This is a genomic window from Streptomyces sp. NPDC003038 (assembly GCF_040611115.1).
GTDB lineage: Bacteria > Actinomycetota > Actinomycetes > Streptomycetales > Streptomycetaceae > Streptomyces.
Genome location: NZ_JBEXNN010000013.1, coordinates 73097 through 88154, shown reverse-complemented (window position 1 = coordinate 88154; position 15058 = coordinate 73097). Strand labels below are relative to the sequence as shown.

15 protein-coding genes are annotated in these 15058 nt (G+C 70.8%); 14 read left to right on the top strand and 1 reads right to left on the bottom strand.

All coding sequences use genetic code 11. From position 1 onward, the window contains the following. The first annotated feature begins 3 nt into the window (after window positions 1-3). The 12 genes from ABZX75_RS18410 (at window position 4) to nusB (ending at window position 12310) form a co-directional block, all read left to right on the top strand. Entirely contained in the window at window positions 4-357 is a 354-nt protein-coding gene (locus tag ABZX75_RS18410; RefSeq protein ID WP_355411635.1) for a DUF6167 family protein, read from the top strand. Then, on the top strand, window positions 357-3041 hold the full coding sequence (gene alaS, locus ABZX75_RS18405) for an alanine--tRNA ligase (RefSeq protein WP_355411633.1): 2685 nt from the start codon (window positions 357-359) through the stop codon (window positions 3039-3041). The genes ABZX75_RS18410 and alaS overlap by 1 nt, the downstream gene beginning before the upstream one ends. A gap of 2 nt (window positions 3042-3043) precedes the next feature. Further along, window positions 3044-3514, top strand: coding sequence for a Holliday junction resolvase RuvX (gene ruvX, locus ABZX75_RS18400; protein WP_355411631.1), 471 nt, complete (start codon window positions 3044-3046; stop codon window positions 3512-3514). Window positions 3515-3643: 129 nt separating this feature from the next. Next, window positions 3644-5329: an endolytic transglycosylase MltG gene (gene mltG / locus ABZX75_RS18395; protein ID WP_355411629.1), complete on the top strand. Its 1686-nt coding sequence runs from the start codon at window positions 3644-3646 to the stop codon at window positions 5327-5329. An 11-nt stretch (window positions 5330-5340) separates the two neighbouring features. Further along, window positions 5341-6168, top strand: a complete 828-nt coding sequence (locus ABZX75_RS18390; RefSeq protein WP_355411627.1) for a shikimate dehydrogenase — start codon at window positions 5341-5343, stop codon at window positions 6166-6168. A gap of 198 nt (window positions 6169-6366) precedes the next feature. Beyond that, on the top strand, window positions 6367-7551 hold the full coding sequence (gene aroC, locus ABZX75_RS18385) for a chorismate synthase (RefSeq protein ID WP_355411625.1): 1185 nt from the start codon (window positions 6367-6369) through the stop codon (window positions 7549-7551). After that, a complete protein-coding gene (locus ABZX75_RS18380; protein ID WP_355411623.1) occupies window positions 7548-8066 on the top strand; it encodes a shikimate kinase in 519 nt (172 codons plus the stop codon). The genes aroC and ABZX75_RS18380 overlap by 4 nt, the downstream gene beginning before the upstream one ends. Further along, entirely contained in the window at window positions 8063-9154 is a 1092-nt protein-coding gene (aroB, locus tag ABZX75_RS18375) for a 3-dehydroquinate synthase (RefSeq protein ID WP_355411621.1), read from the top strand. Before ABZX75_RS18380 ends, aroB begins: the two co-directional genes overlap by 4 nt. 147 nt (window positions 9155-9301) lie before the next feature. Next, the gene (locus ABZX75_RS18370; protein WP_355411619.1) at window positions 9302-10051 is read left to right on the top strand and encodes an AAA family ATPase; all 750 of its coding nucleotides are present in this window, start codon (window positions 9302-9304) and stop codon (window positions 10049-10051) included. Window positions 10052-10142: 91 nt separating this feature from the next. Beyond that, on the top strand, window positions 10143-11249 hold the full coding sequence (locus tag ABZX75_RS18365; protein WP_355411617.1) for an aminopeptidase P family protein: 1107 nt from the start codon (window positions 10143-10145) through the stop codon (window positions 11247-11249). A 57-nt stretch (window positions 11250-11306) separates the two neighbouring features. After that, the gene (gene efp, locus ABZX75_RS18360; RefSeq protein ID WP_355411615.1) at window positions 11307-11873 is read left to right on the top strand and encodes an elongation factor P; all 567 of its coding nucleotides are present in this window, start codon (window positions 11307-11309) and stop codon (window positions 11871-11873) included. A 2-nt stretch (window positions 11874-11875) separates the two neighbouring features. After that, entirely contained in the window at window positions 11876-12310 is a 435-nt protein-coding gene (gene nusB / locus ABZX75_RS18355) for a transcription antitermination factor NusB (RefSeq protein WP_355411613.1), read from the top strand. A gap of 238 nt (window positions 12311-12548) precedes the next feature. Here the strand turns inward: nusB and bldD are convergent, their stop codons facing one another. Beyond that, the gene (bldD, locus tag ABZX75_RS18350; protein WP_030026184.1) at window positions 12549-13049 is read right to left on the bottom strand and encodes a transcriptional regulator BldD; all 501 of its coding nucleotides are present in this window, start codon (window positions 13047-13049) and stop codon (window positions 12549-12551) included. A gap of 288 nt (window positions 13050-13337) precedes the next feature. On the opposite strand from bldD, the gene pyrR reads away from it, so the two are divergent. After that, entirely contained in the window at window positions 13338-13931 is a 594-nt protein-coding gene (pyrR, locus tag ABZX75_RS18345; RefSeq protein WP_355411611.1) for a bifunctional pyr operon transcriptional regulator/uracil phosphoribosyltransferase PyrR, read from the top strand. Between the two features lie 132 nt (window positions 13932-14063). Then, window positions 14064-15056 carry an aspartate carbamoyltransferase catalytic subunit gene (locus ABZX75_RS18340; RefSeq protein ID WP_355411609.1) on the top strand — a complete coding sequence of 331 codons (993 nt, stop codon included), beginning with the start codon at window positions 14064-14066 and terminating at the stop codon, window positions 15054-15056. Window positions 15057-15058: the final 2 nt, after the last annotated feature.

The window sequence follows — 15058 nt, the reverse complement described above, 5'->3', positions numbered from 1 at the left end:
CCGATGTTCCGCCGAGCCTTCTGGTTCACCGCAGGCGCAGCCGCCGGCGTGTGGGCCACCACCAAGGTCAACCGTCAGCTGAAGAAGCTGACCCCGGAGAGCCTCGCCGCCCAGGCCGCGGACAAGGCCGTGGAGGCGGGGCACCGCCTCAAGGACTTCGCGCTCGACGTCAGGGCGGGAATGACGCAGCGCGAGGACGAGCTGAAAGACGCACTGGGGCTGGGGCGGGACGCCGAAGACGCGGCCCGGCCCGACAACGTCACCGCCCTCCCCGGGCCGCGGCGTCTGCGGGCCATCGAGAATGACAAGACCACCCACCGACCGAAGTTTTCGTACGACCGGAATGAGGACCACTGATGGAGTCGGCTGAAATCCGCCGCCGCTGGCTGAGCTTCTTCGAGGAGCGCGGTCACGCCGTTGTCCCTTCGGCGTCGCTCATCGCGGACGACCCGACTCTGCTGCTGGTCAACGCGGGCATGGTCCCCTTCAAGCCGTACTTCCTCGGTGAGGCCAAGCCCCCGGCCCCCCGCGCCACCAGCGTGCAGAAGTGCGTGCGTACGCCGGACATCGAAGAGGTCGGCAAGACCACCCGCCACGGCACGTTCTTCCAGATGTGCGGCAACTTCTCCTTCGGCGACTACTTCAAGGAAGGCGCCATCAGCTACGCCTGGGAGCTGCTGACCAGCTCCGTGGCGGACGGCGGCTACGGCCTGGAGCCGGAGAAGCTCTGGATCACGGTCTACCTCGACGACGACGAGGCCGAGCAGATCTGGCGCGAGAAGATCGGCGTCCCCGCCGAGCGCATCCAGCGCCTGGGCAAGAAGGACAACTTCTGGTCCATGGGCGTCCCCGGCCCCTGCGGCCCGTGCTCGGAGATCAACTACGACCGCGGCCCCGAGTTCGGCGTCGAGGGCGGCCCGGCCGTCAACGACGAGCGGTACGTGGAGATCTGGAACCTGGTCTTCATGCAGTACGAGCGCGGCGCCGGCGACGGGAAGGAAGACTTCCCGATCCTCGGCGACCTGCCGTCGAAGAACATCGACACCGGTCTGGGTCTCGAACGTCTCGCCATGATCCTGCAGGGCGTGCGGAACATGTACGAGACCGACACCCTGCGCGTGGTGATGGACAAGGCCACCGACCTGACCGGCGTCCAGTACGGAGCGGCCAAGGACACCGACGTGGCCATGCGCGTGGTCGCCGACCACATCCGCACCTCCGTCATGCTCATCGGCGACGGGGTCACCCCCGGCAACGAGGGCCGCGGCTACGTGCTGCGCCGCATCATGCGCCGCGCCATCCGCAACATGCGCCTCATGGGCGCCACCGGCCCGGTCGTGCGGGAACTCGTCGACGTCGTGATCAACACGATGGGGCAGCAGTACCCGGAGCTCGTCACCGACCGCAAGCGCATCGAGACCGTCGCCCTCGCCGAGGAGGCCCGCTTCCTCAAGACGCTGAACGCCGGCTCCAACGTGCTCGACGGCGCCGTGAGCGAGACCAAGGCCTCCGGCGGCACGGTCCTCTCCGGCGACAAGGCCTTCCTGCTCCACGACACCTGGGGCTTCCCGATCGACCTCACCCTGGAGATCGCCGCCGAGCAGGGCCTGTCGGTGGACGAGTCCGGCTTCCGGCGCCTGATGAAGGAGCAGCGGGACAAGGCCAAGGCCGACGCCAAGGCCAAGAAGACCGGCCACGCCGACGTCGCCTCGTACCGCGAGATCGCGGACCGCGCCGGCGCCACCGAGTTCACCGGCTACGCCACCACGCAGGGCGAGTCCACCATCGTCGGCCTGCTGGTCAACGGTGTCTCCTCGCCCGCCGCCTCCGAGGGCGACGAGGTGGAGGTCGTCCTCGACCGGACCCCCTTCTACGCCGAGGGCGGCGGCCAGCTCGCCGACCAGGGCCGGATCAAGCTCGGCTCGGGCGCCGTCATCGAGGTCCGCGACGTCCAGCAGCCGGTCCCGGGTGTCTCCGTGCACAAGGGCTCCGTGCAGGTCGGCGAGGTCACCGTGGGCGCCTCCGCGTACGCCGCCATCGACGTCAAGCGGCGCCGGGCCATCGCCCGCGCCCACTCGGCCACGCACCTGACGCACCAGGCGCTGCGTGACGCCCTGGGCCCGACGGCGGCCCAGGCCGGTTCGGAGAACTCGCCGGGCCGTTTCCGCTTCGACTTCGGTTCGCCGAACGCCGTTCCCGGCGGAGTCCTCACGGACGTCGAGCAGAAGATCAACGAGGTCCTCTCGCGTGAGCTGGACGTGACCGCCGAGATCATGAGCATCGACGAGGCGAAGAAGCAGGGCGCCATCGCCGAGTTCGGCGAGAAGTACGGCGAGCGCGTGCGGGTCGTGACGATCGGCGACTTCTCGAAGGAGCTGTGCGGCGGCACGCACGTCGGCAACACGGCCCAGCTGGGTCTGGTGAAGCTGCTCGGCGAGTCCTCCATCGGCTCCGGCGTGCGCCGTGTCGAGGCCCTCGTCGGCGTGGACGCCTACAACTTCCTGGCCAAGGAGCACACGGTCGTCGCGCAGCTCCAGGAGCTGGTCAAGGGCCGTCCCGAGGAGCTGCCGGAGAAGATCTCCTCCATGCTCGGCAAGCTGAAGGACGCCGAGAAGGAGATCGAGAAGTTCCGCGCCGAGAAGGTCCTCCAGGCCGCCGCCGGCCTCGCCGAGAACGCTCAGGACATCCGCGGGGTCGCCCTCGTCGTAGGTCAGGTGCCGGACGGCACCGGCGCCGATGACCTGCGCAAGCTGGTCCTCGACGTCCGAGGCCGGCTGCACCAGATGACAGGCGCGGGCGACCGTCCGGCCGTCGTGGCGCTCTTCGCCGTGGCGGGCGGCCGTCCGCTGACGGTCATCGCGACGAACGAGGCGGCCCGCGAGCGCGGCCTCAAGGCGGGCGACCTGGTCCGCGCGGCCGCCAAGACCCTCGGCGGCGGCGGTGGCGGCAAGCCGGACGTCGCCCAGGGCGGCGGCCAGAACCCGGCCGCCGTTCCGGAGGCCATCAGCGCCGTCGAGCGTCTCGTCGTCGAGACGGTCTGACGATGAGCCTGCGCCGCGGCCGCCGCCTTGCGATCGATGTCGGTGACGCCCGGATCGGGGTCGCCTCGTGCGACCCCGACGGGGTGCTCGCCACACCGGTCGAAACCGTGCCGGGACGTGACATCCCGGCGGCCCACCGGCGGCTGCGGCAGCTCGTCGAGGAGTACGAGCCCCTGGAGGTCGTGGTCGGCCTGCCCCGCTCGCTCAGCGGGCGGGAGGGCCCGGCCGCGGCCAAGTGCCGCGCCTTCGCGATGGAACTCGCCAAGGGCATCAAGCCGGTGACGGTCCGTCTGGTGGACGAGCGGATGACCACGGTCACCGCCGCCCAGGGCCTGAGGGCATCCGGACGGAACGCCAAGAAGGGCCGTTCGGTCATCGACCAGGCGGCCGCTGTGGTGATCCTGCAGAACGCTCTTGAGACCGAACGGGTATCAGGTAATCCGCCTGGCGAGTGCGTCGAAGTGGTTGTCTGATCGCGATACGGTAACGTTCCGCGCGATGAGACGGCATTCGAACAGCCGTCGCCCACCACCAAAGAGGCGGAACCGGGTGCCACGGTAGACGGAAAACCGTGGCCTTCGTCTCGCGGCTCTAGGGGACCGATGACTGAGTATGGCCGGGGCCGTGGCTCCGAACCGTGGCACCCCGAGGACCCCCTGTACGGGGACCAGGGGTGGACCGGGCACCAGACCCAGCAGGGCCAGGTGCCTTACAGCGGTGACCCGCAGCAGCAGTACGCGCAGGAGCCGCAGTACCAGCAGCAGTACCCCGAGCAGCAGCAGTACCCGCAGCACTTCCAGCAGCCGCAGTACACCGAGCAGCCGCCGTACGCCGAGCAGCAGCAGGGCTATGCCCCGCAGCAGCCGCACGTCCAGCCGCAGCAGCCGGCGTACGACGGCCAGGGCTGGGACACCGGCCAGGACCAGTACGCGGCCGCCCTGACGGCCGACCCCTACCTCGGCGCGGAACCGTACGCCCAGCAGCCCGTCGGCGGCTACCCCGGCGAGAGCCCCGACCTGTACACCACGGCCGAGGCCTACCCGCCGCCGCAGCCCCCGGGCCGCCGCCACCTGGAGCCGGAACCGGCCGAGCAGTGGCAGGACACCGACGTGGAGACCGAGGAGCGGGGCGGAGACGACGACGGGGCCGTTCCGGCCGGCGGCGGCCGCCGTTCCGGCCGCTCGAAGGGCGGCAAGCCCAAGCAGCGCAGCGGCGCCGCCTGCCTGATCGCCAGCCTCGTCATCGTGGGTGTGCTCGGCGGTGGCGGCTACTACGGCTACACCTACCTCAAGGACCGGTTCGCCACGGCCGAGGACTACGCGGGCGAGGGCAGCGGCGAGTCGATCGACGTGGAGATCCCCAAGGGCGCTTCCCTGGCCACGATGGGTCAGATCCTCAAGAAGCACGGCGTCGTCGCGAGCGTGGAGGCCTTCACCAGCGCGGCCGCCGCCAACTCCAAGGGCAAGTCCATCCAGGCGGGCGTCTACCCGCTCAAGAAGAAGATGTCGGCCGCGGCGGCCGTCGAGGTGATGACCGACCCCTCGAAGCTGAACGTGATCACGGTCCCCGAGGGCGAGCGCAACGTGAAGGTCTACGAGGCGATCGACAAGAAGCTGGGCAAGGAGACGGGCACCACGCAGGACATCGCCAAGCGCGAAGCCAAGAACCTCGGCCTGCCGGCCTGGGCGGCCAACAACCAGAAGGCCATGGACCCGCTCGAAGGGTTCCTCTTCCCGGCCCGCTACGACCTCAGCAAGGACAGCACGCCGGAGTCCGTGCTGCGGCAGATGGTCAAGAACGCGAACGAGAAGTACGCGGCGCTCGGCATCGAGGCGAAGGCCAAGGAGCTCGGCCTGGAGAACCCGCTCCAGGTGGTCACGGTCGCGAGCCTCATCAACGCCGAGGGCATGAACCACGACGACTTCCGGAAGATGTCCGAGGTCATCTACAACCGTCTGAAGAAGACCAACGACGTCACCAACCAGAAGCTCGAATTCGACTCGACGATCAACTACCTCAAGGGCACGAGCGACATCAACGTCTCCGTCAAGGAGGCGAGGACCCTCGACCACGCCTACAACACCTACTTCTACAAGGGCCTCCCCCCGGGTCCGATCGGCAACCCCGGAGACGACGCCCTGAACGCCACGCTCAACCCCGACCAGGGCGGCTGGATGTTCTTCGTTTCGGTCGACGGGAACAAGACCACCTTCACCCAGTCCTATGACGAACACGTCAAACTGGTCGATGAGTTCAACGCTCGGCAGAAGCAGAAAAACGGCGGGTAGGTAGGTAGGACATGTCACGCATAAGGGCCGCGGTGCTGGGTTCGCCCATCGAGCACTCCCTCTCACCGGTGCTGCACCGCGCCGCCTACCGGGAGCTCGGCCTCGACGGCTGGTCGTACGACCGGTTCGAGATCGACGAGGCCGCGCTCCCCGGATTCATCGCCGGCCTCGGCCCCGAGTGGGCCGGGCTGTCGCTGACCATGCCGCTCAAGCGGGCGGTCATCCCGCTGCTCGACGGCATCAGCGACACCGCCGCCTCGGTCGAGGCGGTCAACACGGTCGTCCTCACCGAGGACGGCCGCCGTCTCGGCGACAACACCGACATCCCCGGCATCGTCGCCGCGCTCCACGAGCGCGGCATCGACAAGGTGCCGTCCGCCGCCATCCTGGGCGCCGGAGCCACCGCCTCCTCGGCGCTCGCCGCGCTCTCGCGGATCTGCTCCGGCGAGGTGACGGCGTACGTCCGCTCGCGCGCCCGCGCCGAGGAGATGCGGCAGTGGGGCGAGCGGCTCGGGGTGCCCGTGCGCACGGCCGACTGGGAGGAGGCGGCGCAGGCGCTGCGCGCGCCGCTGGTGATCGCCACCACCCCCGCCGGGACGACGGACGCGCTGGCCACCGCCGTCCCCGAGCACCCCGGCACCCTCTTCGACGTCCTCTACGACCCCTGGCCGACCGCTCTCGCGGCGGCCTGGTCCCGGCAGGGCGGCAAGGTCATCGGCGGCCTGGACCTGCTCGTCCACCAGGCCGTGCTCCAGGTCGAGCAGATGACGGGGCGGCCCACCGCGCCGCTCGCCGCCATGCGGGCGGCCGGTGAAGCGGCGCTCCTGGCCCGCCACTGAGGGACACCTGATGCTTTGCCGGGGCTGATCTTGCCCTGCCGTCCGAGCACCGCCACTGTGGGGACGGGTGCGGCGCCGTCCGACAGTTGGACCGAGGGCGGCGCACCGGCCCGGACATGGGAGGATCGGGTATGGCGGGTCCGGGCCGCGCACCCGATCGCGCCGTCGCTGTACCAGGCGCGAGCATGAGGAGCATCGTTGAGCAGGTTGCGTTGGCTGACCGCCGGGGAGTCGCACGGACCGGCGCTGGTAGCGACGCTGGAGGGGCTTCCCGCCGGCGTCCCGGTCACCACCGAGCTGGTGGCCGACCACCTGGCCCGGCGCCGGCTCGGCTACGGCCGCGGTGCCCGGATGAAGTTCGAGCAGGACGAGATCACCTTCCTCGGCGGTGTCCGCCACGGACTGTCGCTGGGGTCCCCGGTCGCCGTCATGATCGGCAACACCGAGTGGCCGAAGTGGGAGAAGGTCATGTCGGCCGACCCCGTCGACCCATCGGAGCTGAAGGAGACCGGCCGTAACGCGCCGCTGACCCGCCCGCGGCCCGGCCACGCCGACCTCGCCGGCATGCAGAAGTACGGCTTCGACGAGGCCCGGCCGATCCTGGAGCGCGCCAGCGCCCGGGAGACCGCCGCCCGCGTCGCCCTCGGTGCGATCGCCCGGTCCTTCATCAAGGAGGCCGCGGGCATCGAGATCGTCTCGCACGTGGTGGAACTGGCCGCGGCCAAGGCCCCGTACGGCGTCTACCCGACCCCCGCCGACGTCGACAAGCTCGACGCCGACCCCGTGCGCTGCCTCGACGCGGACGTGAGCAAGGCGATGGTCGCGGAGATCGACCAGGCCCACAAGGACGGCGACACCCTCGGCGGCGTCGTCGAGGTCCTCGCCTACGGGGTCCCCGTAGGGCTCGGCTCGCACGTCCACTGGGACCGCCGGCTGGACGCACGCCTGGCCGCCGCCCTCATGGGCATCCAGGCCATCAAGGGCGTCGAGGTCGGCGACGGCTTCGAGCTCGCCCGCGTGCCCGGCTCGAAGGCGCACGACGAGATCGTCTCCACCCCCGAGGGCCTCAAGCGGACCTCCGGCCGCTCCGGCGGCACCGAGGGCGGGCTGACCACCGGCGAGCTGCTGCGCGTACGGGCCGCCATGAAGCCCATCGCGACCGTGCCGCGCGCCCTGGCGACCGTCGACGTCTCGACCGGTGAGGCGACCGTGGCCCACCACCAGCGCTCCGACGTGTGCGCCGTGCCCGCCGCGGGCATCGTGGCCGAGGCCATGGTCGCGCTCGTGCTGGCCGACGCGGTCGTCGAGAAGTTCGGCGGCGACTCCGTCCCCGAGACCCGGCGCAACGTCCAGTCGTACCTCGACCACCTGCAGATCCGGTGACCGGCGGACCACTGGTCGTCCTCGTCGGCCCCATGGGTTCCGGCAAGTCCACCGTGGGCAGCCTGCTCGCGGAGCGGCTCGGCGTCCCCTACCGCGACACGGACGCCGACATCGTCGCCACCCAGGGCCGGGAGATCTCTGACCTGTTCATCGACGAGGGCGAGCCGTACTTCCGTGAGCTGGAGCGGCAGGCGGTCGCGGCCGCCGTCGCCGAGCACACCGGAGTCCTCGCCCTCGGCGGCGGCGCCGTCCTCGACGAGGGCACCCGCGAGCTGCTGACCGGCCTGCCCGTCGTCTATCTGTCGATGGACGTCGAGGAAGCCGTACGGCGCGTCGGCCTCGGCGCCGCGCGCCCGCTGCTCGCCGTCAACCCGCGCCGCCAGTGGCGCGAGCTGATGGACGCCCGGCGCCCCCTGTACACCGAAGTCGCGCGCGTCGTGGTGGCCACCGACGACCGCACACCCGAAGAGGTCGCCCAGGCGGTCCTCGACGCTCTGGAGTTGAAGGACGTATGACAGACCAGGTGACGCGGATCCACGTCGGCGCGAGCGCCGGCCATGACGCGTACGACGTGCTGGTCGGCCGGCAGCTGCTCGGCGAGCTCGGCTCCCTGATCGGTACGAAAGCCCGGCGGGTCGCCGTGATCCACCCCGAGGCCCTGGCCTCGACCGGTGAGGCACTGCGCGACGACCTCGCCGACCAGGGCTACGAGGCGGTCGCCATCCAGGTGCCGAACGCCGAGGAGGCCAAGACGGCAGAGGTGGCCGCGTACTGCTGGAAGGCGCTCGGCCAGTCCGGCTTCACCCGCACCGACGTCATCGTCGGCGTCGGCGGGGGATCCACCACCGACCTCGCGGGCTTCGTCGCGGCCACCTGGCTGCGCGGGGTGCGCTGGATCGCCGTACCGACCACCGTCCTGGCGATGGTGGACGCGGCGGTCGGCGGCAAGACCGGCATCAACACCGCCGAGGGCAAGAACCTGGTGGGCGCATTCCACCCGCCGGCCGGGGTGCTGTGCGACCTCGCCGCGCTGGACTCCCTGCCCGTCAACGACTACGTCAGCGGCCTCGCCGAGGTCATCAAGGCCGGATTCATCTCCGACCCGGTGATCCTCGACCTCATCGAGGAGGACCCGCAGGCGGCCCGCACGCCCACCGGCCCGCACACCGCCGAACTGATCGTGCGCTCCATCCAGGTCAAGGCCGATGTGGTCTCCAGCGACCTCAAGGAAGCCGGACTGCGCGAGATCCTCAACTACGGTCACACGCTCGCGCACGCCATCGAGAAGAACGAGCGCTACAAGTGGCGCCACGGCGCGGCCGTGTCGGTCGGCATGGTCTTCGCCGCCGAGCTCGGCCGGCTCGCGGGCCGGCTGGACGACGCGACGGCCGACCGGCACAAGGCGGTGCTCGCCTCGGTGGGGCTGCCGCTGACCTACCGCGGCGACCAGTGGCCCAAGCTGCTGGAGACCATGAAGGTCGACAAGAAGTCCCGCGGCGACCTGCTGCGCTTCATCGTCCTCGACGGGCTGGCCAAGCCGACCGTCCTGGAAGGCCCGGACCCGGCCGTGCTCGTGGCCGCGTACGGAGAGGTCGCCGCCTGACCGCCGCCCGGCCCTGAGCCTGAGCCGCCGCCCGGCCCTGCGCGACGCCGGGCTGAGTTCCGCCTCACAGTGCTGGTGGACGGCCGGGCCCCCAGGGTCATATAACGTTCTCGCATCAGTCGCCGGAACGAGACGGAGTGGCAGCGGATGCAGCACGGAGTGGGGGGCGGGAGCGCGGGCTGGGGGCAGTCGGGACAGCACCCGGCGGCGCCTTCGCAGCCACCGATACCCCCGGCGCAGGGCTGGCCGGGGACACCGCCGCCTCCCCTGCCCTCGGTACCGCAGGGGTCGGAAGCCACCGGGCACATCCCGCTGCCGCCCGCGGCGGCGGGTACGGGAGGCGCCACCCTCGCCGTGCTGCTGATCGGGCCGGCGGGCGCGGGCAAGACCACCGTGGCCCGGCACTGGGCCGGCACCCGGCCGGTGCCGACGGCCCATGTGAGCCTGGACGACGTCCGGGAGTGGGTGTGCTCGGGCTTCGCGGACCCGCAGTCGGGGTGGAACGACCACTCCGAGGCCCAGTACCGCCTGGCCCGGCGCACCTGCGGTTTCGCCGCCCGCAACTTCCTGGCGAACGGGATCTCCTGCATCCTCGACGACGCGGTCTTCCCGGACCGGCCGGTGGTGGGGCTGGGCGGCTGGAAGCGGCACGTGGGGCCCGCGCTGCTGCCGGTGGTCCTGCTGCCGGGCCTGGAGATCGTCCTGGAGCGCAACGCGGCCCGTTCCGGCAACCGCCGGCTCTCGGACGAGGAAGTCGCGCGGATCCACGGCCGGATGGCCGGGTGGTACGGCTCCGGCCTGCCGATCATCGACAACTCCCAGCTCGATGTGGAGGGCACGGCGCGCGCCCTCGACGAGGTGCTCGCCCGAGCCATCACGGCTCCGGCGGCCTGGTAGCCCGGCCGGGGCCGGGTCCGGGCGGCGTGCCCGGCCCCGTCCGGACGCGCTCGTCGGGCCGGATCCGCGCCGCGCTCGTAGGCTCGAAGACATGTCAGACGTGTACGCCGCCCGCCGGAGCCTGCTTCGCGACCGCTGTGCCGCCGCGGGGAACGCCGCCGCACTGATCACGCGTCCGTCGAACGTCCGCTATCTCTCCGGGGCCTCCCCGCTCGGCGCCGTACTGCTGGTCGGACCGGCCGAGGACGTGCTGTTCTGCGCCGGCGCGCCCACCGGCGAGTCCGACGAGGGACGCCTCGACGACCGGCTCAGACTCTCCCTGCTGTCGAGCCCCGGTGGCGACCCGGCCGTGGCGGCGGCCGACATGGCCGCGGGCGCACGCGCCGACTCCCTCGCGGTGGAGGAGCACCACCTCACCGTGGGGCGGCACCGTGCCCTGCACTCGGTCGCCCCCGACCTGCGCCTGGCCGACCTCGGGACCGCCGTCGAGCAGCAGCGCCTCGTCAAGGACGAGGAGGAGATCGCCTGCCTGCGGATCGCCGCCGAGATCGCCGACCAGGCCCTCGGCGAGCTGCTGGAATCGATCCTCGTCGGGCGTACGGAGCGGCACCTCGCGCTGGAGCTCGAACGCCGGCTCGTCGACCACGGCGCGGACGGGCCCGCCTTCCCGACCTCCGTCGGCACCGGGCCGCACTCCGGCCGCTCCCGGCACCGGCCCTCCGACCGCAGGGTGGAGGAGGGCGATTTCCTCTCCGTCTGCCTCGGCGCCAACTACCGCGGCTACCGGTGCGAGATCGGCCGCACCTTCGTGATCGGCACCACCCCGGCGGACTGGCAGATCGAGCTGTACGACCTCGTCTTCGCCGCCCAGCGGGCCGGACGCGAGGCGCTGCTGCCCGGGGCCGCGTACCGCGATGTCGACCATGCCGCACGCTCCGTACTGGACTCCGCCGGCCACGGGGAATCCGTCGCTCCGTGGACCGGACACGGTGTCGGTCTCGAAATCGACGAGGACCCGCAGCTTGCACCTACGGCAATGGGTAAACTGGACGCTTGCGTGCCGGTCACCGTCGAACCGGGGGTTCACCTCCCTGGCCGGGGCGGCGTCCGGATCGATGACACGCTCGTCGTACGCCCCGAGGCGGACGGCGGTCCCGAGCTACTCACCATTACGACCAAGGAGCTGCTCGCGCTCTAGCCCGCTGCCGGGCTGTGCGCGCACCCGTGGTCTTCCAGTGCAGGAGATTCCGCAACCGTGGCTTCCACGAACGACCTCAAGAACGGCATGGTGCTCAAGCTCGACGGTGACCAGCTCTGGTCCGTCGTCGAGTTCCAGCACGTCAAGCCCGGCAAGGGCCCGGCCTTCGTGCGCACCAAGCTCAAGCACGTGCTCTCCGGCAAGGTCGTCGACAAGACCTTCAACGCCGGCACGAAGGTCGAGACGGCCACTATCGACCGCCGTGACATGCAGTTCTCGTACATGGACGGCGACTACTTCGTCTTCATGGACATGAGCACCTTCGACCAGCTCATGGTCGACCGCAAGGCCGTCGGCGACGCCGCCAACTTCATGGTCGAGGGCTTCACCGCCTCCGTCGCGCAGCACGAGGGCGAGGTGCTCTACGTCGAGCTCCCGGCCGCCGTCGAGCTCACGATCGAGCACACCGACCCGGGTGTCCAGGGTGACCGCTCCACCGGCGGCACCAAGCCGGCCAAGCTGGAGACCGGTTACGAGATCCAGGTCCCGCTCTTCGTCACCACCGGCGAGAAGGTCAAGGTCGACACCCGCACCAGCGCCTACCTCGGCCGGGTGAGCAGCTAACCGTGGCTGCCCGGAGCAACGCGCGCAAGCGCGCCTTCCAGATCCTGTTCGAGGCCGACCAGCGCGGGGTGCCCGTGCGCGAGGTCCTCGCGGACTGGATCCGCCACACGCGGTCGGACGACCGGCAGCCGCCGGTCAGCGCCTTCACGATGGATCTCGTCGAGGGATACGCCGACAAGGTGAACCGCATCGACGACCTGATCATCACCTACGCCGTGGACTGGGACCTCGACCGCATGCCGGTCGTGGACCGGAACATCCTGCGGCTCGGTGCGTACGAGCTGATCTGGGTGGACGACACCCCGGACGCCGTGGCCATCGACGAGGCCGTCCAGCTCGCGAAGGAGTTCTCGACGGACGAGTCTCCCTCGTTCGTGAACGGGCTGCTGGCCCGTTTCAAGGACCTTAAGCCGAGCCTGCGCCGAAGCGAGAGCTGACACCGTACGGAACACGGAACCACCGGCACCGCGCCCGACGGAAGGGCCCGCAGCGTACGCCGTACGCGCTGCGGGCCCTTCCGTCGGTCCGTACGACGTCCATTTCCGTATGACGTGCTGGCCCTCGGGGCGTCCCGCACGTCCCGGGCGGCGGATACGAAAAACCGGTGGGCGCCGGAGGCCTCTCGGCTTCCCGGCACCCACCGGTAAACGTTTCTGCTGGCCTGGGGCCCAGGGCTCAGACGTCCTCGTGCGCCACGGCGCGACGGGCGTCCGCGTCCAGCACGCCCCAGCTGATCAGCTGCTCGGTCAGGACCGAAGGCGACTGGTCGTAGATGACGGCCAGGGTGCGCAGGTCGTCCTGGCGGATCGACAGCACCTTGCCGTTGTAATCGCCGCGCTGGCTCTGGATGGTCGCCGCGTAACGCTGCAGCGGGCCGGCCTTCTCGGCCGGCACGCCCGCCAGGCGCTCCAGGTCGAGACGGAGCTTCGGCGGCGGCTCGGCCGCTCCGCCGGGAGTCGTACCCGGCAGCAGTTCCTGCACCGGCACCCCGTAGAAGTCCGCCAGCTCGGCAAGGCGCTGGACGGTCACGGCGCGGTCGCCGCGCTCGTAAGAACCGACCACGACGGCCTTCCACCGGCCCTGGGACTTCTCCTCGACACCATGGAGGGAAAGGCCCTGCTGGGTGCGGATGGCGCGGAGCTTGGCCCCGAGCTGTTTGGCGTATTCGCTGGACATAACGCTCCCGGACGCTGTGACGCTGTGACGACATGGACGCTGTGACGACATGGACCACGTGCGGCTCCGCCGCGCGGCTGGTAACTCACTGTGAGGTTACGCAGCGTTACTTGGATGCGTCAAGCCGAATGGTCTTTCCCCGCCCCTCGCGGGCGGGCCCGGCGCCGTCCTGGCGGCCGCCCGGCGCGGGCGGGTGCACGACGGCCGGAATGACCCTGGTACGGTGAGAGGCGTACATCAGACGTCCTTTAAGGTCCGTCCCGTGAGGCGGAGAAGGAGGTCCTTTTCATGGACACTCAGAACACCGCTCAGATCGATGAGCAAACCGATGCCATGCGCCCCGTACTCGAAGCGCAGGACATCGCGCGGGTACTGACCCGCATCGCCCACGAGATCGTCGAACGCGCCAAGGGTGCCGACGACGTGGTGCTCCTCGGCATCCCCACCCGCGGTGTCTACCTCGCCCGCCGGCTGGCCGCCAAGCTCGACGAGATCACCGGTTCGAAGATCCCGGTCGGCTCCCTCGACATCACCATGTACCGCGACGATCTGCGGATGAAGCCCGCCCGCGCGATCGGCCGTACCGAGATCCCCGGCGGCGACCTCGACGGCCGCCTCGTCGTCCTCGTCGACGACGTGCTCTTCTCCGGCCGGACCATCCGCGCCGCCCTCGACGCGCTCGGCGACCTCGGCCGCCCCCGCGCCGTACAGCTGGCGGTCCTCGTCGACCGCGGCCACCGCGAACTTCCGATCCGCGCCGACTACGTGGGCAAGAACCTCCCCACCTCGCTGCGGGAGACCGTCAAGGTCCAGCTCCAGGAGGAGGACGGCCGCGACGCCGTGCTGCTCGGCCAGCGGACCGCCCAGGCAGCCGGGCAGTAGTCCTTACGAGTGAAAGGGCCTCCCACGGGGGTCCTGCGCCGTGCCGTGCCCCGGCCTGTCCTGCCCCGCCCCGTCCGCACCCCTAGTCAGTCAGTCCGCCTGCCTGCCCTCCAGCCCTACGGAGCCATCCAGATGAAGCGCCACCTCATCTCGGCCGCCGATCTCACGCGCGACGACGCCGTCCTGATCCTCGACACCGCCGAGGAGATGGCCCGGGTCGCGGACCGGCCGATCAAGAAGCTGCCCACCCTGCGCGGCCTGACCGTCGTCAACCTCTTCTTCGAGGACTCGACCCGCACCCGGATCTCCTTCGAGGCGGCCGCCAAGCGGCTGTCCGCCGACGTCATCAACTTCTCCGCCAAGGGCTCCTCGGTTTCCAAGGGCGAATCCCTGAAGGACACCGCCCTGACCCTGGAGGCCATGGGCGCGGACGCGGTCGTCATCCGCCACCACGCCTCCGGCGCGCCCTACCGGCTCGCCACGTCCGGCTGGATCGACTCCGCCGTCATCAACGCCGGCGACGGCACCCACGAGCACCCCACCCAGGCCCTGCTGGACGCCTTCACCATGCGCCGCCGCCTGGTCGGCCGCGACGCCGGTCTGGGCAAGGACCTGAACGGCCGCCGCATCACCATCGTCGGCGACGTCCTGCACAGCCGGGTGGCCCGGTCCAACGTCCAGCTGCTGCACACCCTCGGCGCCGAGGTGACCGTCGTGGCCCCGCCCACCCTGGTCCCGATCGGCGTCGAGAGCTGGCCCTGCGAGGTCTCGTACAACCTGGACGAGGTGCTGCCGAAGTCCGATGCGGTGATGATGCTGCGTGTGCAGCGCGAACGCATGAACGCCGCCTTCTTCCCGACCGAGCGCGAGTACTCCCGCCGGTACGGGCTCGACGGCGAGCGCATGGCGAAGATGCCCGAGCACGCCATCGTGATGCACCCCGGCCCCATGAACCGCGGCATGGAGATCACCGCCCAGGTCGCCGACTCGGACCGCTGCACGGCCGTCGAGCAGGTCGCCAACGGGGTCTCCACCCGGATGGCCGTCCTGTACCTGCTGCTCGGAGGATCCGAGCCCGCCGTCACCACCACCCCCGCCGCCGCCCGTACCGAGGAGAGCAAGTAAAG